Annotated in this window: 16 protein-coding genes and 1 pseudogene; 9 read left to right on the top strand and 8 right to left on the bottom strand. The window is 56.6% G+C overall.

Going from position 1 to position 18,945, the window contains the following annotated elements; all coding sequences use genetic code 11:
* The first annotated feature begins 220 nt into the window (after nucleotides 1–220).
* Together OSO_RS0133505 and eboE are read left to right on the top strand one after the other, a co-directional pair.
* Nucleotides 221–1,402 (top strand): tetratricopeptide repeat protein, encoded by a 1,182-nt coding sequence (locus tag OSO_RS0133505; RefSeq protein WP_162130583.1) that lies wholly within the window; start codon nucleotides 221–223, stop codon nucleotides 1,400–1,402.
* 312 nt (nucleotides 1,403–1,714) lie between these two features.
* Nucleotides 1,715–2,884 carry a metabolite traffic protein EboE gene (eboE, locus tag OSO_RS0133500; RefSeq protein WP_010587236.1) on the top strand — a complete coding sequence of 390 codons (1,170 nt, stop codon included), beginning with the start codon at nucleotides 1,715–1,717 and terminating at the stop codon, nucleotides 2,882–2,884.
* 218 nt (nucleotides 2,885–3,102) lie between these two features.
* On the opposite strand, the gene aroH is transcribed toward eboE, so the two are convergent.
* On the bottom strand, nucleotides 3,103–3,474 hold the full coding sequence (aroH, locus tag OSO_RS0133495) for a chorismate mutase (protein ID WP_010587235.1): 372 nt from the start codon (nucleotides 3,472–3,474) through the stop codon (nucleotides 3,103–3,105).
* Nucleotides 3,475–3,727: 253 nt separating this feature from the next.
* Here aroH and lpxD point away from each other — a divergent pair, with 253 nt between their 5' ends.
* Nucleotides 3,728–4,831: a UDP-3-O-(3-hydroxymyristoyl)glucosamine N-acyltransferase gene (lpxD, locus tag OSO_RS0133490; protein ID WP_010587234.1), complete on the top strand. Its 1,104-nt coding sequence runs from the start codon at nucleotides 3,728–3,730 to the stop codon at nucleotides 4,829–4,831.
* 52 nt (nucleotides 4,832–4,883) lie between these two features.
* Complete coding sequence (locus OSO_RS0133485) at nucleotides 4,884–5,852, top strand: LpxI family protein (protein ID WP_010587233.1); 969 nt, start codon at nucleotides 4,884–4,886, stop codon at nucleotides 5,850–5,852.
* A gap of 137 nt (nucleotides 5,853–5,989) precedes the next feature.
* On the opposite strand, the gene OSO_RS0133480 is transcribed toward OSO_RS0133485, so the two are convergent.
* Both OSO_RS0133480 and OSO_RS0133475 read right to left on the bottom strand, forming a co-directional pair.
* Nucleotides 5,990–6,526, bottom strand: coding sequence for a hypothetical protein (locus tag OSO_RS0133480; protein ID WP_029247747.1), 537 nt, complete (start codon nucleotides 6,524–6,526; stop codon nucleotides 5,990–5,992).
* A gap of 96 nt (nucleotides 6,527–6,622) precedes the next feature.
* Complete coding sequence (locus OSO_RS0133475) at nucleotides 6,623–7,849, bottom strand: CPBP family intramembrane glutamic endopeptidase (protein ID WP_010587231.1); 1,227 nt, start codon at nucleotides 7,847–7,849, stop codon at nucleotides 6,623–6,625.
* Between the two features lie 398 nt (nucleotides 7,850–8,247).
* Here OSO_RS0133475 and OSO_RS46160 point away from each other — a divergent pair, with 398 nt between their 5' ends.
* The 3 genes from OSO_RS46160 (at nucleotide 8,248) to OSO_RS0133455 (ending at nucleotide 10,709) form a co-directional block, all read left to right on the top strand.
* Nucleotides 8,248–8,997 (top strand): response regulator transcription factor, encoded by a 750-nt coding sequence (locus OSO_RS46160; protein ID WP_040593558.1) that lies wholly within the window; start codon nucleotides 8,248–8,250, stop codon nucleotides 8,995–8,997.
* Between the two features lie 227 nt (nucleotides 8,998–9,224).
* The gene (locus OSO_RS0133460) at nucleotides 9,225–9,962 is read left to right on the top strand and encodes an MBL fold metallo-hydrolase (RefSeq protein ID WP_010587229.1); all 738 of its coding nucleotides are present in this window, start codon (nucleotides 9,225–9,227) and stop codon (nucleotides 9,960–9,962) included.
* A gap of 339 nt (nucleotides 9,963–10,301) precedes the next feature.
* Entirely contained in the window at nucleotides 10,302–10,709 is a 408-nt protein-coding gene (locus OSO_RS0133455) for a cupin domain-containing protein (protein ID WP_010587227.1), read from the top strand.
* A 262-nt stretch (nucleotides 10,710–10,971) separates the two neighbouring features.
* Here OSO_RS0133455 and OSO_RS0133450 read toward each other — a convergent pair whose 3' ends face one another.
* Complete coding sequence (locus OSO_RS0133450) at nucleotides 10,972–11,673, bottom strand: metallophosphoesterase (protein ID WP_010587226.1); 702 nt, start codon at nucleotides 11,671–11,673, stop codon at nucleotides 10,972–10,974.
* 429 nt (nucleotides 11,674–12,102) lie between these two features.
* Between OSO_RS0133450 and fliF the strand changes: the two genes are divergently transcribed.
* Complete coding sequence (fliF, locus tag OSO_RS0133440; RefSeq protein WP_010587224.1) at nucleotides 12,103–13,662, top strand: flagellar basal-body MS-ring/collar protein FliF; 1,560 nt, start codon at nucleotides 12,103–12,105, stop codon at nucleotides 13,660–13,662.
* Between the two features lie 13 nt (nucleotides 13,663–13,675).
* On the opposite strand, the gene OSO_RS0133435 is transcribed toward fliF, so the two are convergent.
* From OSO_RS0133435 to OSO_RS46155, 3 genes are all read right to left on the bottom strand, one after another.
* Nucleotides 13,676–14,362, bottom strand: coding sequence for a transposase (locus OSO_RS0133435; RefSeq protein WP_029247746.1), 687 nt, complete (start codon nucleotides 14,360–14,362; stop codon nucleotides 13,676–13,678).
* A gap of 94 nt (nucleotides 14,363–14,456) precedes the next feature.
* Entirely contained in the window at nucleotides 14,457–14,945 is a 489-nt protein-coding gene (locus tag OSO_RS0133430) for a hypothetical protein (RefSeq protein ID WP_010587222.1), read from the bottom strand.
* Between the two features lie 342 nt (nucleotides 14,946–15,287).
* Complete coding sequence (locus tag OSO_RS46155; protein ID WP_010587221.1) at nucleotides 15,288–16,406, bottom strand: serine/threonine protein kinase; 1,119 nt, start codon at nucleotides 16,404–16,406, stop codon at nucleotides 15,288–15,290.
* Nucleotides 16,407–17,147: 741 nt separating this feature from the next.
* On the opposite strand from OSO_RS46155, the gene OSO_RS0133415 reads away from it, so the two are divergent.
* A complete protein-coding gene (locus OSO_RS0133415) occupies nucleotides 17,148–17,813 on the top strand; it encodes a hypothetical protein (RefSeq protein ID WP_029247745.1) in 666 nt (221 codons plus the stop codon).
* A 206-nt stretch (nucleotides 17,814–18,019) separates the two neighbouring features.
* Here OSO_RS0133415 and OSO_RS51775 read toward each other — a convergent pair.
* Nucleotides 18,020–18,388, bottom strand: a pseudogene (locus OSO_RS51775) (DUF1214 domain-containing protein); the annotation flags it as partial.
* Nucleotides 18,389–18,945 lie beyond the last annotated feature (557 nt).

Here is an 18,945-nt window from a genome sequence, read left to right as displayed (position 1 = left end):
AGTTTTTACCTGAACTCAACGGCGGTCGCGGCGATTTCTGAGATTTTCCGCAGGAAACCGCGGATGGGATAAAGTCGGCTTGCCGCTCTTGAAACCCTGGGATATGTTCCCGACCTCCAACTCCCACAATTCAAATCATTTCCCATTGTCACGTTCGGTGCTGACGTCTGTCGGCCGAGTTCGTGTCGAACATCTCCTGAAAATCTGGAGCCGCGAAACTATGCGCAGCAACGGCTTTCTGTCGCCGATCAACGTGTGTCGAGTCCTGCTTCTCGGCCTGTTGCTCACGAACGTCGGATGTTACGCCGGCAACGGCTGGGCCATGAACCGTTCCGGCATGCGGCAATACAGCCGCGGGCACTATGTTCAAGCCCGGAAGCGGTTCGCTCGAGCGGTCCGCCACGATCCCTGTAACCCTGACTACCGACACAACCTGGCGATGGCCATCCAAAAGCAGGGTGACGTCGCCGGTTGCGAACGGATCCTGCAACACAACCTGACGATCAACGCCATGCATCAGCCCACGTATCACTCGCTGGCCCAGTTGATGGTCTCGCAAGGACGAACGACAGAAGCCCAGGAACTGCTGGTGGGCTGGGTCGCAACACAGCCGTACGTCCCCGAATCCAATATCGAACTCGCCTGGATCCAACGCGAATCCGGTGACATGGCGGGTGCCGAACAATCGCTGCGAAACGCCCTGAAAGCCAGCCCGACGAATCCAATCGCCCTGTCACATCTTGGGCAGCTCTATCAGGGAACCGGCCGTAGCGACGCGGCGATCGCGTATTACGAACGTTCGCTGGCTGCCAACTGGAATCAGCCGGAAGTCCAATCGCGCCTGGCCACGCTGCTCGATCCGAAACTGTCGTCACGTTCGGCGATCATGCAAGACTCGGGCGTACCGATGATGGCCAGCTCCCCCATGATGACGGACGGAATGATGGTCGCCGATGGCCAGATCATGACCATGGATCCCACGATGGCCGCCAGTTCGATGGAATTCTCGGCCCCGATGATGGCGTCGAACATGTCCATGGGAGACGACCCCGCCATGATTCCTGAAGTGAGCATGGAACCGAATCGCCGGGCACGACGGATGCGCGGCCGTGATGTCGAACCGACGATCGCCTCGTACCCGCCAACTCAATTCGGTGGCCCAATGAATAGCTGGATGCCCAGCGGCGGACAGCCCACGATGGCTTACCAAAGCTTCGACACAACGACGCTCGCACAAAACGGCCAGATCCCGCTGTCACCACCACAAATGGGTGACCTCGTCAATTCGCCGTATGTCTCCAACAATCCCGGACAGACGCTCACGCCTCAGGCCGATCCGGCACATTTCGAAGCCTCGGCCACCGAAATGACCGCCTCGGCCCCGGTCGTCGATCCACACTGACTTCGACTGCCTGACGGAACACATTCGCCCGAACCCCATGACAACAAGCGGATTCCCCCACAGGGATCCGCTTGTTGTCTTTATCGACCTCGATCAATCTCAATTTCGTAAGCCTCTCGGGGCAGAACACTCGTACAGTCAAAATGTCTGTACTGAACCGGAATTTACCACTTTCTACAGAGGGCAGGAACGCATGAGGGTGCTATAACAAAGGCTGTTCGTGCCCTCGTTTTGCGCCCGCTTCCATGGATTCTTCGTCAGCCCATTGGCCGAGCGTCCAACACCGCCGTCCCTCCGTGAAGCCCACCTGCCATGACAATCAGTTCCTTACCGCTCAGCTATTGCACCAATGTCCATCCCGGCCGCACCGTGGCCGAAGTTGAAGAGGGACTCGATCGATTCACACTGCCGATCAAGACCAACTATGGAAAAGACCTGGCGGCCGGACTGTGGCTGGCCGCATCGGTCGTCCATGAATTGGAACAAACTCCAGACGCCGTAGCCCGATTCCGCGAAGGTTTGGCGGCAAGGGGACTCAGTTGCTACACGCTGAACGCCTTCCCCTATGGCGACTTTCATTCCGCCCGCGTCAAGGAAAATGTCTATCTTCCCGATTGGTCTCACGCGGATCGACTGAACTACACTCTGGCCTGTGCGCGCTGTCTGGCGGCGCTCCTTCCCGAAGGTGCCGAAGGCAGTATCTCGACCGTGCCGCTCGGATTTAAGCCCTTCGAGCAACCCGTGGAATTCGCAGACCGCTGCGCGGCCCAATTAGTCGAGCTCGCCCGCGGCCTCGATCGCCTGTATCACGAGACCGGACGCGTGATCCGTCTGGCGATCGAACCCGAACCGTTTTGCGTCATCGAAACGACCGTGGAAACGATTCAGTTCTTCGATCGTTTGCGCGTACACGCGTCAGATGCCAACGCCGTGAATTGCGTTCGCACCCATATCGGTGTCTGTTACGACGTCTGTCATCAGGCGGTCGAATTCGAAGATGTTGCGGCCTCGATCCGATCATTGGTCCAGGCGGAAATCCGCCTCAACAAGATCCATATCACCTGCGCCATCGAAGTCACTGAACCCGCGCTGCGTGTCGAAGCGATGGCCGCCTTGGCCCGCTATATCGAACCACGCTATCTGCATCAGACATTCGCCAAAACGGCCGAAGGAAAGATCGCACGATACGTCGACCTGGACGACCATATGGTCTCCCGGCCTGCCGACGAATTCCGGACTGCACCGGTCTGGCGAGTCCACTTCCATGTCCCTGTCGATGCGGAACACCTGGGACCGCTCGGGACGACCCGCTCAGAACTAAAACGCGCCCTCGCCGTCATTCCCGAACTGGACTACGCGCCGCACCTTGAGGTCGAAACCTACACCTGGGAAGTGCTACCCGGCGGCGGAAGTCCCAACATCGTTGAGGGTTTCTCACGCGAGCTCCTCGCCACCAATGCCCTGCTCGAACAATACCGTTAGCAGGCTTCAACCGGATCTCGCGGCGGATTGCGACCCCCTCGTTTTCCTCGTTCGTTTTTCCTCGTTACCAAGCTCCCGCTTGGGAACGCTTCGCCCTGCGCGGAGTGGATATAAGGGAGGCGCAGACCGCTTTCCCGCTCGGAAGAGATTGAAGTCACAAAAGACGTCCCCAAGCGGCAGCTTGGGAGCGAGGGGACTTCCAAGCAGGAACCACAAACCTACTGGGCGCTGGCCATGTCCGGCCGCAGCCGCTTCGCTTCCCGCAAATAAACGTGCGTAATTTCCGTTTGTTTTTTGTCAGTATTCACATGCAGCAGCACGCGAATGCAGCGCGGCAGGCTGCTGGGAACGGCGATTTCCGACGCACAGAGCAACGGAACCTGCTTCATTCCAATCGCTCGAGCCGCCTCGGCCGGAAACGTGGACGTTAGATCAGGCGACGTCGTAAAAATCGCTGACACAATTTCGTCGAACTCGTGGATGCAATTGGCTTTGAGAAGTTCGTTCAGCAGTTCGCGCGTTGCGGACAGAACCTCTTCGGCCGAGTCCTTTTCAACGCTGGTTGCTCCTCGAATCCCCCGCACGGCCATCTTGCTTGCTCCTGTTTTCCAATGCCTGTTCAGCCCGTAGAAATAGCGGATTTTCCGCTGATTCGCCAGTCGACGATCTCTCTTGCCCAATTCGCCAAAATTCAGCTATACCACATGCGGACGAATATCATATCGCCGAAAACTCGTCCGCAAGAGTGAATCGCTCGTCAGGACCGACGCCCGATTTCACACCGCCCGCAACGAGATGTTTACGATCTCCCCCAAAGTTGAATCCCGCTGAAAGGATGCACGCGTGAGTCACACGGTCGAAGGATTGGCTGCCTTAGTCAATGGTTCTGTTCAGGGCGATCGTCTGCGCACGATCGACGACGCAGCGGCCATTGAAGGGGCCGGTCCAACCGCCCTGACCTTCGTGTTGGATCAGGTTCAATTGCGCCGATTGAAAGATTGCCGCGCGGGAGCCGTCCTGGTGGAACCCAAGATCGCCGGCCTGATCGGCGAGACGACCCAAAACTCGCTGATTATCGTCGCCGACGTCCAATCCGCGTTCCAAACACTGCTGCCGCTGTTCCGCAAGATACGTGGTCGGCCCCAACGCGGAATCTCGCCCCACGCCCACATCAGCCCCACCGCCAAGTACGGTTCCAACTGCTATATCGCATCGGGAGTTTGCCTGGGCGACGAAGTGATCATTGGCTCGAATTGCGACCTGCACCCCGGCGTCGTCGTGGGAGCCGGCTGTCAGATTGGTGACAACACCATCCTGCACGCGAACTCGGTGATCTATCACGACGTCGTCATCGGAAACAATGTCATCATTCATAGTGGCGCGGTGATCGGTGCCGACGGATTTGGCTACCGATTCATCGGCGGCCGATTTGAAAAGATCCCGCAGCTCGGTTCCGTCCAGATTCACGACGATGTCGAGATTGGTGCCTGCACCACGGTCGATCGCGGCGCGATCGGCCCAACCATCGTCGGTGCCGGCACGAAACTCGACAACCTGGTCATGGTCGCACACAACTGCGAAGTCGGTCGTCACAACGTCTTCGCGTCGCAAGTCGGACTCGCCGGGTCGTCGACCACGGGTGACTATGTGCGACTGGGCGGTCAGGCCGGCGTCCGTGATCACGTGCATTTGAACACCGGCTGCTCGGTCGGTGCGAAAGCGGGTGTGGTCAAAGATATCCCTGCCGGAGAAACCTGGCTCGGAATCCCCGCCACACACGAATCGGATCAAAAACGCCTGGTCGTGTCGATGAAGCGCATCCCAGATATGCGCGACGATCTGCATACACTCGAAAAACAAGTCGAGCTGCTGACGGCGCAGCTCGAACAACTCAGAAGTCAGGTTGCGTCAGACGACAGTGCCACGTCTCATCGTGCGGCGGGATAACTCTCGCTTGCCATACGCCTTCCCACGCGGAACAGAACGGTCGGATAGACTCATGTCGGTTTCACTGAAAATCAAGGATGATTGCTCCTCAGGTGACCAGCAGAAAAACGGATTGAAAGGCGACTCCATGGAGGGAGCCGGAAACAATTCGATGACGTTTTCGGGACGCCGTGTTGGCCTGTTGGCCGGCTCGGGACAGTTTCCGATCTCGTTCGCGCTGGCCGCTCAGAAACAGGGACATCATGTCTACGGGGTCGGCGTCATGGGAATGGCGCCGCCGGAACTCCGCGAGATCTGCCATTCGTATGTCGAAGCGCCGCTGGCACGTATCGGTCGCGCGATCAGCCTATTCAAGAAGGCCCGGATCAACCGCGTCGTCATGGCGGGCAAAATCGAAAAGACCGTCCTGTTTCAACCGTTTCGCATCCTGCGACTTCTACCCGACTGGCGAACCATCCACATGTGGCTTCGCTATGCCAGCCGCGACCGCAAAGACGACACACTGCTGCTCGCCGTGATCCGTGAATTTGAACGTGACAATATCTATTTCGATTCCGCCCTCGATTACTGCCCGGAGTTGCTCGTGAACCACGGATTCCTCACGAAACGCAAGCCGACTGAAGCCCAGTGGCGAGACATTCGCTTTGGTTGGGAACTGGCCAAGGAAATGGGACGTCTGGACGTCGGGCAGTCCGTCGTCGTTCACGACATGGCCGTCATCGCCGTCGAAGCCATCGAAGGCACGGATCGTGCCATCCGTCGCTCGGCAGAACTCTGCCGCCGCGGGGGATTCACCGTCGTCAAGGTCGCCAAACCACAGCAGGACATGCGGTTCGACGTTCCGACAATCGGCACGCAGACGATCAAGACCATGCACGAATCCGGCGGCCGCGTCCTGGCCATCGAAAGCGGCATGACCATCATCCTGAACGAACCCGAAGTCATCGAACTGGCCGACAAACTCGGCATCGCCGTCGTCGCCGTCAGCGCCGTCGAACTCGAAATGCGCACCGCCGGCTAATCTCTTTTCTTCTTTCTTCTCTTCTCTGTGCCACTGCGTCTCTGTGTCACCCTAACACCAATGTGCTCCCGAAGTACGCCACACGTACAAGTGGGTCCAGCGAGGGACCGCGAGACACGGAGACACAGTGAAAACAATCAAATCAGCGGGGCCGAGACCTCAAGCAGATCGACCGCGGGCTGACGATTGCAGAAGATCGTGGCGAGGCGTCCGTAGGTAATCTCTCCGACCGGCATCTGCAGATATTCCGCCAGCGCGGGACCGGCCTTGATCTCCAGGATCGCCCCCAGATCAACGTGCCGCAGCACATTGTGATTGATCAGAATCCGCCCGAGCGGTATTTGCCCCGCCAGGATCTCGTCACGCACGGCATCGGTCACATACTCCAACCGAAACCGCACGATTCCGAACTGCACCGGTGTATTCGTCCCGTGTTTCAGCAACAGGATCTTCCGGAAATACTCGTTTCCCTTCTGATGGCTGTCGAGCACCCGAACGTCGACGGAGGTCTTATGATATTGCTCCATCTCGACCGTCATGTGGTGGTTGTGCGCCAGCATCGTCTTGTAGGGCTCCGGCGTCACAACCGACGGAATATGCTCCGCTCGCTGAAACAGTGCACTCGACTCGGAAAATCGGTTGGTCAGGGCGTGCAGTTCGTCTTGAGGATTCATCGATTCGTCACTTAAGAGTTCGTTAACGCACTTCGGAGGATGTTTCGGCGGGAGCGATGGCAGGTGGGTCGCAGCAGGTTTCATCGATCCCCAAGATTATTGCGGACTCATCATGGCTTTCCACAATTGCCATCCCATCGCCAGATGGCAAACGAGAGCAAAGCCAAATCCGGTCGCCCAGTAACTCAGCCCCATGGCTGCCGTCGTGCGCCGAATCGTGCGCGACGGTGGAACACGCAGAGGATAGTGGGGCGAGGTCCATTCCGCTCCGTCAGGGTGACGGTAGCGGATCCGTGACTGGAATAACGCGATCGCCAGCGCCGTCACCGCGATTGCCGCTGCGAACATGCCCACCAGATCCGTCAACGTGACGGCGGCGTTCTCTTGGAATGGCTCACCCGAACCAAATTGAGCCGTCACCGAGGCCCAGCAATTGTTGACGAAGTGAAACAACATCGGCATCCAAAAACTGCGCGTCCATAGATAGACCAGATGCATCGCAATCCCCAGCGGAATCACCGCCAAGGCATGCACCGGATGGACATGAATCAAACCGAACAGGAATGACGTCAACGCGACCCCGCCCCAAATACCGAGCGACGCCATCAACACCCGTCCCATGGCACCCCGAAACACCAGTTCCTCACCAATCGCGGGCAATACCGCCAGAATCAGAATCATGACCGGAAGCGAGGTCGCATCCGCCATTTCATTGACCATCCTCATAGCGCTCAGTTCGTCGATCACTTTCAATCCCGGAAACTGTTCCCCAATCAGATTCCAACCCCACTGAATCGGCATGCTGTAAGCCGACACGCAGTAGCTAAGCGGTAATGTGCCGGCAATCACAATCGCCACATGCTTCAGCTCGGGACGACTCAAGTTCAACTCGGCAAACGTTCGCCCCCAATACCGCACCGACACACACAACATCGCCGCCAGAACAAACAGCACCATCTCACCCGCGGTCGCCAGCATCAGCACACGCGGATCGCTCATACTGACCGAGCGACCATTGGAAAGGATTGTCCACACAATGGTCACGGCGATAATCGTCGCGACTCCGCCGATCAAATGAACGGCCAGGGTCCCCACGAACCACAGGATCGATTCGCAAATGGCGAAGTACCAGCGCGGCGCCCGATCGGGCCGGGAATCGTCGGTGTCGACGGGCAACGCCGGAGGCACCGAGCCAGCGTTGACACCGACATCAGTCATCGCGATCGATTCGCTGTCCCGCAAATCAGGCCGAAGAATCACCGCATCCTCGGTAAACGAGGCCGTCAGCGGCAGATTCGAAGCAGGCGAAGTTTCGTCAGTCATGATGCTCGTCAAGTTTCAGGTGAACTCCGCCATCACGGGCCATATTTTCGATCCATCTCATCACCGCAGTCAACCCGCGAACAACATTAGATTCCCGACTTTCCAGAATTGAAACATTCAAGTCCCCGCAATCCACCCCTGAATTTCCCCTGAATTCCACTCGATCCTTCCTCCTCTGTGTCTCCGTGGCTCTGCGTCTCCCCTATCACCGCTGAGCCCACTTGCACGTTTGACGTACTTCGGGTGCGCATTGGTGGTTAGGGAGACGCAGAGCCACGGAGACCCAGAGAAGGAAAGTGAATTTCTGGGACAATCGCGTTCCGCCGTGGTCCCCTGCTATCCTGTCGCGAGAAAACAATTTCGGTTCACTTCGGTTTATTGATGGAAAGCGGGCGTCGATGCGCATCTTGATCGTCGAGGACGAAGAAGCTCTCGCCCTGGGTCTCAAATTCAACTTCGAGCAGGAAGGCTTCGAAGTCCTGCTGGCGGGTGACGGCCCGACGGCCCTCAGACTCTTTCAAAACTCCGATCCCCGGATCGACCTCATCATCCTCGATCTGATGTTGCCGGGAATGAGCGGTTATGAAATCTGCTCGGCCGTCCGATCGGTCAATACCCTAGTCCCGATCATCGTGCTCAGCGCGCGAGGCCTGGTCGAAGACCGCATGCACGCCTTCGACGTCGGTGCCGACCAGTACATCACCAAGCCGTTCGCACTTCCCGAATTGCTCAACCGCGTCAAGAACCTGCTGGAACGCTATCGAACCCTGCGAACCGAAGCGACCACGTCCGACACCGAGATTCGAACCGAACCCGAGTTCTACGAATTCGGCGAGACTCGGGTCGATTTCCAGGCGTTCGAAGTCAAAGTGGTTGACAAAAAATACAGCCTGACCACACTCGAAATGCAGTTGCTGCGTTACTTCATCGAGCATGAAGGGGAAGTCCTCTCCCGAAACCGAATCCTGACCGAGGTCTGGGATCAATCAGCCGACGTCACCACCCGAACCATCGACAACTTCGTGCTGCGGCTTCGAAAAATCCTCGAACCCGATTCGGCCCGGCCACGACATATCCTGTCCGTACGCGGTACGGGATATCGATTCCTCGGCTGCAAATTCGCATCGGCTGACAACGGGGACACGTGAGCAGAGACCGCGCCCGTCGGGCGTCCCAGATGGCAACTCGACAGACAACCACGCCAGCCCCATGAATTTCCCTCAATTGTGTGGTATACCGGAAATCAGGTGTCATTCATCGGTCGGCAACCTTAAAGAGGGCGTCAGGTGCATGAACCCTACGCCTCGAGGAAATGGAGTGTGACGTTTGTCGCCGGGCAGACCGTAGCGATGAACGTCCTTGCGGAGTCTGTGTCATGCGTCTGCTGTTTCTCGGAACAGGAGGTTACCATCCGAACGAACGGCGGCACACGGCCGGGATCATGCTGCCCGAACTCGGGATCCTGTTCGATGCTGGCAGCAGCGCATTCCGCGTCGCGTCCCACCTCGCGACACAACAAATCGACATTTTCCTGACGCATGCACACCTGGACCATGTGCAAGGTCTCACCTATCTACTGGTCCCGCTCGCCCGTGGCCAGATCACGCACTGCCGCGTTCATGCGTCGCCCGACACCATCGCCGCAGTGAAAGAGCATCTCTTTTCCGAACCGTTGTTCCCCGTCTTGCCTGCCTTTGAATTCCTGCCCTTAACCGATCAAGTTGCGGTCGCGAATGGACAGGCCATCATCACGCATCAGCCCCTGCACCACCCCGGTGGCTCGGTGGGCTATCGCCTTCAGGTCGGCGACAAGAAGATCGCCTATATCACCGACACGACCGTCAGTCATTCGTATGTCGATTTTGTACGTGGCGTCGATCTGCTGATCCATGAATGCTACTTCCCGGACGCGATGGCCGACTGGGCGGGCAAGACGGGACACAGCTACACGTCACAGGTCGCCTCTCTAGCGAGTGAAGCCCGCGTCACGCGAATGTACCTGACACACATTGACCCCCAACGCAGCGACGACGACCCCATCGGCCTGGCCACCGCACGCGCCATCTTTCCCGAAACCTATCTCGCCGAAGACCTGATGGAACTGGAGATCTGATCGCCCGTCGAATCAACGGCGACACACATGCCGACGACACGTCGGCCCCCCATTCAGCCATGCGCCGATTTCATTCGCGACCGATTTTTAAACTCGATGCACGCCTGACTTTCCTGGGATGATATAATCTTCCTGCAGCTTTTTTTCGTTCACTCGGCACTAAAGTCGCTCCAAGAGGTGCGCGAGCGACTTCGCTCCTGTTGCGAACCTCGAACGTCAGGTGCGGCCGGAGCGATTTGAATGGTCATAGCTCGTTGACCCGCAAAACGATTGAGTCGTGATTTCACGCGAGAATCGTATCGCGCGGGAGCCCAGTCACTCGTTTCAGGAGGAACTGTCATGCCAGTTCAGCGTTCCACAGCCGGTGAAGTCATCCAACTGACGCTCGGTGACAACTTGTGTGATTCGAAAACGACCACCCTGGTCAGAACGAACGAATTGGAACTCATCCGCCTGGTGATCCCCGCCGGCCGCGAGATTCCCACGCACGCCTCGCCCCATCAGATCACCGTTCAATGCCTTGAGGGACGAATCCTGTTTTCGGTCGATGGAATCGGAACCCGGGAAATGACGGCCGGACAACTCTTGTATCTTGCCGACGGCGAACCCCATTCGCTCCAAGCCATTGAAGACTCGTCACTCTTGCTGACACGAGTCGTCTCGGTCGGCCGATCAAAATCGCGACTCGATGTCGTCCAGGAAGCCTCCGAAGAATCTTTTCCAGCCAGCGATTCCCCCGCGTGGTAACAAAAAAGGTGTCAGGAACCTTTTTTGCGTTCTTTAGCGGCCTTCCATGCAGACGAGTGGTAATTCCCCTCGGTTTCCTCGTTACCAAGCTCCCGCTTGGTAACGCCTCTTGCGATCAGGTTTCCCATGGCCAGGAACGCGGCCTGAGTCCCTCGTACACACTTCCGATGTGCAGGAAGCGTCACCAGGCAGGAGCTTGGTGACGAGAGGAAAACGAGACAACGAGGGGAAATCGGGACAACTCCCGGCAACTGACACAAACTCAGGCATCAGGGCGATCCATGATCAAGGGGTTTTCTCGATCCAGCTCCGGCGTTCGTGCTTGCCCCCTCTCGTTGAACTGCCAGGCCTGTCTGCCGACGGGATCAAGCGCCGTCAGCCAGCCTCCGCGGCAGCAGCCCGTATCGATGTCGATCAAGTAACCCAAATCCAGAATATCCGGCTGAGGCGTATGCCCCACGACAGCGACTTTGCCGGACATGTGGCTCTCAGGAATCGAATCCCGCAGCGATAGCCAGCGCAAGTGATGGTCATCCTGCTGATCCAGAGGCAGATTGGGCTGATAGTTGGCATGCACGAACAGGTGCGTCTCGGTCTCGTAGTAGGACCGGCAACGCGCAAGAAATTCGAAGTGCCCGAGCGGGATCTTTGCAAGGGTCCCGGTGGAACCATACGAATCGAGCGTTGCGGCACCGCCGACGGTCATCCAGTCCTGAAAGTCCGATTCACTGTCCCGCGCGTGCAACATCATCTCGTCGTGGTTGCCGAGAATCGGAATCAACTGACAACGTCGCTCAAGGTCAATCAACTGATCGAGCACCCCACGCGAATCCAATCCCCGGTCGACATAGTCACCCAGGGGAATAATCGTATCGTTCGGCCGGGGATCGATCGCCTCGATCAATGCCGACAACGCCACAGCACAGCCGTGAATATCACCAATCGCAATGATTCGACCAGACATCAGGTTCGCTCATTCATTCGAGAATTGTGAACTCGACGCGCATTCTCCGAAAAGACCGTACCCCAAGCCCCCTCCCCCCGCCAGCTCTTTTAAACACGACCTCAAGTCCCATCGCTTCTGCGTCCTTCAACTCCTTCTCCGTTGTCTCTGTGCCTCCGTGTCTCCCCATCCCCCACTGGACCCGCGGGGATGTTTTGCACACTTCGGAAACACCTTGGTGATGAAGAAGGCACGGAGACACGGAGGAATGGCCCAATCTCGGCAGTAACTGCCGGTCGACTTTTCTGACGCGCACCTCAATCCCCACAATCGACTCAACCGGCAAAGTCACCGCAACCGATACTTTCAATAGCGCCGCTTGATCGCGAGTGCGGCGCCTTCACGCATGACGGGTATTCACCCACCGCGAGACGAAACAGGTATCGAACGATGCTAGCTCAAATCCAACAGTTCTGGGCCAATCTGTCGCCAATGGCAAAAGGCCTGTATGCCGGGGCCGTGGCATTGATGCTCGCCGTCGTCGGGAGCGTGGGCTACTGGTCCGCGCAGCCCAGCTATGCTGTGCTGTTTTCGAAACTGGACACCGAGTCGGCTGCTGCGATGGTACAGAAGCTCGACGCCGACCGCGTCTCGTATAAGCTCGCCGGAGATGGAACAACAATCCTGGTGCCGACCAGCAAAGTGCACGCAACGCGAATGAATCTGTTCTCGGCCGGACTGCCTCAAGGTGCCGGTAAGGGATACGAACTGTTCGACACCATGTCGTTGGGTTCTACGCCATTTCAGCAGCAGATCAATTATGTCCGCGCCATCCAGGGCGAACTGGCCCGAACCATTATGACGCTCGATCCCGTTGAGCATGCACGTGTCCACATCGTTCAACCCGACCCGACTCCCTTCGCACGCGAAGAAAAGCCAGTCACGGCAAGCATCATGATCAAAACCAAACCGGGCATGGTCATGAGTCGCGCGATGGCGCACACGGTCGTCATGATGTCCGCGGGTAGCGTCAAAGGTTTGACTCCCGACAACGTCACCGTGTCCGATACCGAGGGACGGATGCTTTCCGAGAAGAAAGACCCGCGGGGTGGAATGGTCTCGAACGACCAACTGGCCTACCAGCGCGAGGTCGAGGCTCACCTGGCCGACAACGCACACGAGATTCTCGCGCGCCTTTTGGGGCCCGGACGAGCCACTGTCCGTGTCACCGCCGAAATGAGCTTCCGGCTCCTGAAAGAAACCAGCGAAAAGTTTGATCCCGAAGGGTCCGCAGTCCTGCGGGAAGCCGTCACCAAATCGAAGGTCACGGCGGGCAATGGCGCGAAAGGACCGGTGGGAGCAGTCTCGAATATCCCGCCCGCCCCTGGCAATGGGCCAGACAACGGCGCTGCGAACAAGAACGATGAGACAGTCGAGAGTGAATTCGCCGTCTCTCGCGTAAACCGCTCACAAGAAGAGCAACAGGGATTGATCGACCGCCTGACGGTTGCCGTGATGCTGATCCCCCCCAAGGCTCCCGCGGAAGATGAAGACATCGAAGATGTAATTGGAATCACACCCGCCGAAGCTCAAGAACTCGTCAAAAATGCGGTGGGCTTTAAAGAAGATCGAGACCGGATTCAGGTCAGCATCGGAAAGCCACCCGCTGGAACGGCTGTCGAGGCGATGGCCAGGGGCGACGATCAAAATATTGCCATGCTGCCATTTGGGCGAGATTTTGCCTCGCTCGTTCAAGGTTCGTCACTGGGAATTGCCGGTGTTGTTGTTCTCGCCATTGGAGTTCACATGATGCGTCGACGCAAATCGAAGGCCTCGGCAGGCTCCGTCAGCCCGGCCTTCGCCACGGCGAATGGAGCCGGGGCAGACACAGACGATCTGGCCGACCTGCACGCGGTCGCCGCCACGATCAAAGCCTGGCTCGAAGAACCGGCCGTCATCCGCTTCGATCAATCCGCGAACAACAACATCCCACAAGCCAAACCCGCATAACACAAAAAAGGTGTCAGGAACCTTTTTTGGCGTTCTTGAGTGGCCGTCCGCGTGGACGAGTGGTCATTTCGAGGCCGAGACGTGCCGTTGCGGTGTTGGACCAGCTTTCGGTCCCAAACGGCCCTCCGCGATTCACGCTGCGACGTATTGCCGCGAGTTCCAAGTCGGTTTGGGGCTCGTTGACATGCTGAACCCAGCCGGACGAGCGACGAATCGGCCAACTCGTAAGCAGTGACTTTTCTTCCGCCGTTCCATGACACCAGCGGTGAAGACTACTCCATCGCCAATCCTCAGCGGCTTCGACGAGATTGGCACGCAACGGGTTTCGTTCGACGTACCGGCAGACGGTTAGAAAATGCTCGTCGTCCTGAACCGGAAACGATTTGAATCGCCCCTGATAGAGGTGACCCGCTCCGATCGATTCACGATGCGCATGCCAGCGTTGAGTATGCGTCAGAGTCAGCCAGCCGACGAATCGCGACAGCTCCCCCTCTTCGCGGGGCCAGACCACCAGGTGCCAATGATTCTGCAGCAGACAATAGCTCAGCAATCGCGTCTGCGTGCGCTCGACAGCCTCAGCAAGGACGCGCTCAAACGCCATATAATCATCGTCCGATTCGAAAATCGGCAATCGGGCATTCGCACGGTTCAAAACGTGATATATCATCCCGCCAGGCGTTGCTCGCTTTGGTCTTCCCATGCCTGAAGACTACCTCTACCGGAACCGATCGTCAACCAAAAAGGTTCCTGACACCTTTTTGTCTTTCAGCCAACGGAGTCGATGACAGTGCAATTCACTTTCCACGCCGTTTCCTCATTTCACGTGCACGATGCTTAATTATCTGTTCGACGCCCTTCATCTCATCAAAAGCACCGGCTAATAATTTTCCTCCATATTTCTGCAATCGAGTCGCGAATTCCGAAACGTATTCTCGCATTCCATTTTGGCCATCGTAATAACAGGAATTGTCGCCATATTCGTAAGCAGGCTTCATCTTTTGAACACCTGAAAGAACATCGTTAAACTCGATACAATTGATCTCAGACTCATTAGAAATTGGCAGAACATTGTCACAGATCTGGCCATCTATTAATCGATAAATAAACACGAACACGAACGCGTTTGAAAACTCATAGAGCAATTTAACTGCAACGCCGTTTCTAATATTTACATAGGTAACCTGTCCAAAGTCATCGTCATCCACACACTCCTTAATTGAAAAATGGTATTGACTCTCCAGGAAAGCGAATGCTTCACGGGCAATCTCAACAAAGCCTGGCATTTATTTCCTCCTCGAAAGTAGGATGGTCTGACCAACCTTTTCAATAGGACACGAAAAAGGTGTCAGGAACTTTTTTGGACATATGTTCGCCCTCACGACGGGGCAGGTCTACTCAAGCGTCGCCATCTTCGGCCTTTCTATGCATGACGATCAAGAAGAACGCAGTCGATCATCAGTCACAAAGATTCCTGGCGCCTTTTTGACTTTCCCACCTTTTTGATTTTCCTGGGCCTCCCTGCAGAATGAGAGCAACAGGAAGCACGCACCGTCGATCGTACCGGTCTCATTTTTGCGATTCGGGCGGGACGAGGGGTCCTTCTAGCACCGCGAGTTGGACGACGCTTAGTTGTCGTCAAAGATCACGTCCATCACGCTTTTGGGGACGATCAGCTCGGGTGACGACATCGTCGCCGAGCCCGATTCCACGGCGTTTTTCCAATCGCGTAGCTGTCGGATGACAGCCGTCATCGACTCATAACGGTCTTCTTTTTTCTTGGCGACCATCTTGCGAAAGACGGTGTCTATTTGGGGAGGGGCGTCAGGCCGCAAGGCGCAAATGGATGGTAGGGGCGATTCGCGATGGGCGATCAACCTTGCCATCAGGCTCGGTAGCTCGTACATCGCTTTGCCGGTCATCAAGTAGTACAGCGTTGCACCAAGACTGTAGATGTCTGAGCTCGGGTCAACTTGAATTGAATCAAGGGCTTGTTCCGGCGACATGAAATCAACGGTACCGACGACACTGCCAGCCTGAGTGATTTCACCAGCGCCGGACGAAGCCGTATCGGCATTGATGGTATGGAGACGCGCGAGTCCCATGTCGAGGATTTTGACGGTACCTTGTGGCGTGATCAGGATATTGGCGGGTTTGATGTCTCGATGGACAAGGCCCTGCTGATGAGCGTGCTCAAGTCCTTGAGCCGCCTGCAGAATGCAATCGAGCGCCTGATCCAGCGACATTGGGCCATTGGTTCGCACGCAGGCAGAAAGATCTTGTCCTTCGACAAATTCCATCGCGAGAAAGGGGATGCCATTCGCTTCATCGGCGTCAAATGCGGCCACGATGTTGGGGTGGCTCAACTTGGCCGCGGCTTCCGCCTCGCGGAGAAATCGCTTCACGGTATCGGTGTCACGCAACGAATCGGACGACAACACCTTGACCGCGACGGTTCGCTTCATCCGACGATGCTGGGCCTTATACACGACACCCATTCCGCCAGATCCAATCTTGTCCTGAATCACGTAATTCCCGATGAGCAACGGAGCTGGTTCCGTTTGATTCAGGTTATCCGCCTGAAACGGCGTCAACATCTTGAGCCGGACAAGTTCACGTGCCAGCGAGTCCGCATCGCGGCTTCGTTTTGCGGCGGGAATCTGGGCTTCGACGTTTGAAATGTCTGCCGACGACATCACGCCGCTGTCGCTCAGATGTTTCAGGAAGCCATCGACCGAAACCGACATTAACATTGCCTCGACTGGAAACTCGTATCGACCCCTGAGGTCTGAATGGATTGGAAGCCGTGCTGTCAGTTGTCACCGCGGTCGAGGAGCCGGTTCTCATGCACCTTCGGACCGAAAAACCTGGGTGGGCTACCCAGATCAGTCCTTAGAATAACGGTGAAAACCGCCCAGGATCAACGGACATTTCGATGCCAATTGCCAAACAGCATGTTGAAGTAGGGGGAACAGGCACCCAGGCGTTCACGATGTCATGGTGATTTTAATCTCGCCGGAGCCAGTCCCCATTACTTCAGCAGGCGACTAAAGAATCGAGATTCCAGGTCTCGACGATTTTATCCGAATCACTGAACGATTTGGGAATTTCAAATTTCCTGCAATGCTCCCTCGTTTGCCGTAAGTCTTGGTGAATGACGGAGCTTCGCATCGTCGTAAATGGCTGTGACGATCTGACTGAACACGCGTGCCGAAGCAGATGCACCGATTGCATCGGGTGAGCGGACTTCATTTGACCTCGAACGTGTCGAGGGCGTTGCGTTTTTGCAACAGGGGATGTTGCTTTGTTGTGGCGAAGAGGCGACAGCGCGGTGGAGCGCTCGCACTCGGTTTATGTGCCCGATTGAATCGCACAGAAAGGCTCTCGATTTCGTGAGCTTTCGCAATTGCGACCTACGATTGCTGGAAATCCGCGGCGTTCCTCTGCCTTGTCGATGAAACGCTGCAACTACCTTGCGGAGCCACCTTGTGATTTCGTTGAATAGCACCAGCCTGTCAGCAGTCGCTTCGAATGCCTTATCGTCAAAGCTTTTGGCGGTCCAAACGGGGACGGCACGAACTCCTGTTGTGAGCACACCGGCGGCGGCCGCCACGCAATACTTTCAAGCCAAAACGATTGCTGCAGCTGCTGAAAAGCAACAAGCAAACGATCTGGCCGAGGCCACGCGTCAAGTCAATCGCTTTCTGCAAGATGGTACGCCCATGCGGGCGCTTCAAATTGCCGATGGTCGCGGCGCCAGCGTCAATGCCGCGCCGTTGCCTGCTCCCTCTTCGAGCCAGACATCGTCGAGCAATACGGAATCTGGTGTTTCCACAACGACGAGTGCCACCACGGCATCACCCTTAGGCATCGGGAAGAACAACCCCAATTCCACGTTGACGAATCAGCAATATGGTGAACAACTCGTGGCGAAGTCGGTCGACCAGGCCGTGGCGTTCGTTGCGAAAGTCATCGCCAATAATCGAAATACCTTCGCAGCCATGTACCAGAACGCAATGAGCGGCGGGATGCAACTTGCGTCCATTACGGATCCCAATGGATCATTGCTCTCACTGGCGAAATATCAACAATCGGCCAGCAGTACCATTACGGCAAATCAATCGGCAACGAAATTGTTGAACCTCTTCACATAACATGTGCCGCCATGTCGGCCCGGGAAAAACCGCGGGAAGAAAAAAGAGGACATTCGGCTTTGACTGTCAAATGTCCTCACCCAGGCTGGCTGAGTCGGAAGAACCGCGCGCTTTGCGTGGCGGTCGTGCTCGCAGGTCCTCAATCGAAGTAAAGAAGATCGGCGATTTTCCGGGATGCTCTCGGAGAAACGTGGGCGTCCGTCATTCTATTTCACCGGCTGGGCTTCCGGGAACTTCCAGGTGCCGTCGAGGATCTCTTTGCGCGGGCGATACATCCGCACGGAGTCGTTCTACCCCGGCATGATCGGAAGATAGTTCGGCGCGTTTTCGTCGCCCCCGAAGTGGATCGTCACCGAGCCGTCGGCGTTAGGTTTGGCGGTCATATTATTAAATGTGTACGCGTCCTGTGCGTTCTTTTCGAAGAACCCTTCCCTGGTGTAGACACTGACCGACCAGAACCCGTCCACCGGCACATCTTTCACGGTGAACGCGAAGGCCACCCTCCCGTCGTTCTGCTTCGGTTCGCCACCAGCGTACATCGCAACGTACGCCGGGTTCCCTCCCCAGCCGGCCGAACAATAAAGGTGTCAGGAACCTTTTTCACACTCGTCCGCAAGTATGACCTGGTAAATCCCCTAGGCGCCGCTCGTTTCGGCATTCCCCTGTGCGAAAAACAACCGGATCGCAGTCTGACCTTCAGTCGAAAAGGTTCCTGACACCTTTTTGACCGTTCCGGCAGAAAATTGCTCCTAAGGTCTGCAGTGGTGTGCGAAGAATCAAAGGAAATTTGCCGATAAATAGTGAATATGCAGGGAAAAAATATTTGGTTCGTCACCAGTTTCTGTGGGTGAGTAAGGATCGTTTGAAGATGAGCTGTGCTCAGGTTCGGCAAAAGGGTGTCGCCCCTTCCGCCATCGCCTTCGATCGCCACTGCAGGTGTGAGGGCGATGCGAAGGCGATGGCGGAAGGGGCTGAGCGAATCCTTTGATAGAAGGAATGCATCCTGTGATCCAGCGGTTACGATTTGAGTTACCACACTTAAAACGTCACCGGGACACACAGGATGCAATTGAAAACGATCCTCAACCACGTCGAGAAACACAAGTCATTTGTCTATGGAACCATCGCATTT

Origin of the sequence: Schlesneria paludicola DSM 18645, assembly GCF_000255655.1 — a bacterium.
Lineage (GTDB): Bacteria > Planctomycetota > Planctomycetia > Planctomycetales > Planctomycetaceae > Schlesneria > Schlesneria paludicola.
This window is presented reverse-complemented; position numbering and strand designations above follow the sequence as displayed.

Excerpts from the sequence above, each read along its gene's own strand:
- eboE (WP_010587236.1), top strand. The coding sequence starts at position 1,715 with ATGACAATCAGTTCCTTACCGCTCAGCTATTGCACCAATGTCCATCCC.
- OSO_RS46160 (WP_040593558.1), top strand. The coding sequence starts at position 8,248 with ATGCGCATCTTGATCGTCGAGGACGAAGAAGCTCTCGCCCTGGGTCTC.
- OSO_RS0133485 (WP_010587233.1), top strand. The coding sequence starts at position 4,884 with ATGTCGGTTTCACTGAAAATCAAGGATGATTGCTCCTCAGGTGACCAG.
- fliF (WP_010587224.1), top strand. The coding sequence starts at position 12,103 with ATGCTAGCTCAAATCCAACAGTTCTGGGCCAATCTGTCGCCAATGGCA.
- OSO_RS0133460 (WP_010587229.1), top strand. The coding sequence starts at position 9,225 with ATGCGTCTGCTGTTTCTCGGAACAGGAGGTTACCATCCGAACGAACGG.
- OSO_RS0133450 (WP_010587226.1), bottom strand. The coding sequence starts at position 11,673 with ATGTCTGGTCGAATCATTGCGATTGGTGATATTCACGGCTGTGCTGTG.
- OSO_RS46155 (WP_010587221.1), bottom strand. The coding sequence starts at position 16,406 with ATGTCGGTTTCGGTCGATGGCTTCCTGAAACATCTGAGCGACAGCGGC.
- OSO_RS0133505 (WP_162130583.1), top strand. The coding sequence starts at position 221 with ATGCGCAGCAACGGCTTTCTGTCGCCGATCAACGTGTGTCGAGTCCTG.
- OSO_RS0133430 (WP_010587222.1), bottom strand. The coding sequence starts at position 14,945 with ATGCCAGGCTTTGTTGAGATTGCCCGTGAAGCATTCGCTTTCCTGGAG.
- OSO_RS0133455 (WP_010587227.1), top strand. The coding sequence starts at position 10,302 with ATGCCAGTTCAGCGTTCCACAGCCGGTGAAGTCATCCAACTGACGCTC.
- OSO_RS0133475 (WP_010587231.1), bottom strand. The coding sequence starts at position 7,849 with ATGACTGACGAAACTTCGCCTGCTTCGAATCTGCCGCTGACGGCCTCG.
- OSO_RS0133435 (WP_029247746.1), bottom strand. The coding sequence starts at position 14,362 with ATGGGAAGACCAAAGCGAGCAACGCCTGGCGGGATGATATATCACGTT.
- OSO_RS0133480 (WP_029247747.1), bottom strand. The coding sequence starts at position 6,526 with ATGAATCCTCAAGACGAACTGCACGCCCTGACCAACCGATTTTCCGAG.
- aroH (WP_010587235.1), bottom strand. The coding sequence starts at position 3,474 with ATGGCCGTGCGGGGGATTCGAGGAGCAACCAGCGTTGAAAAGGACTCG.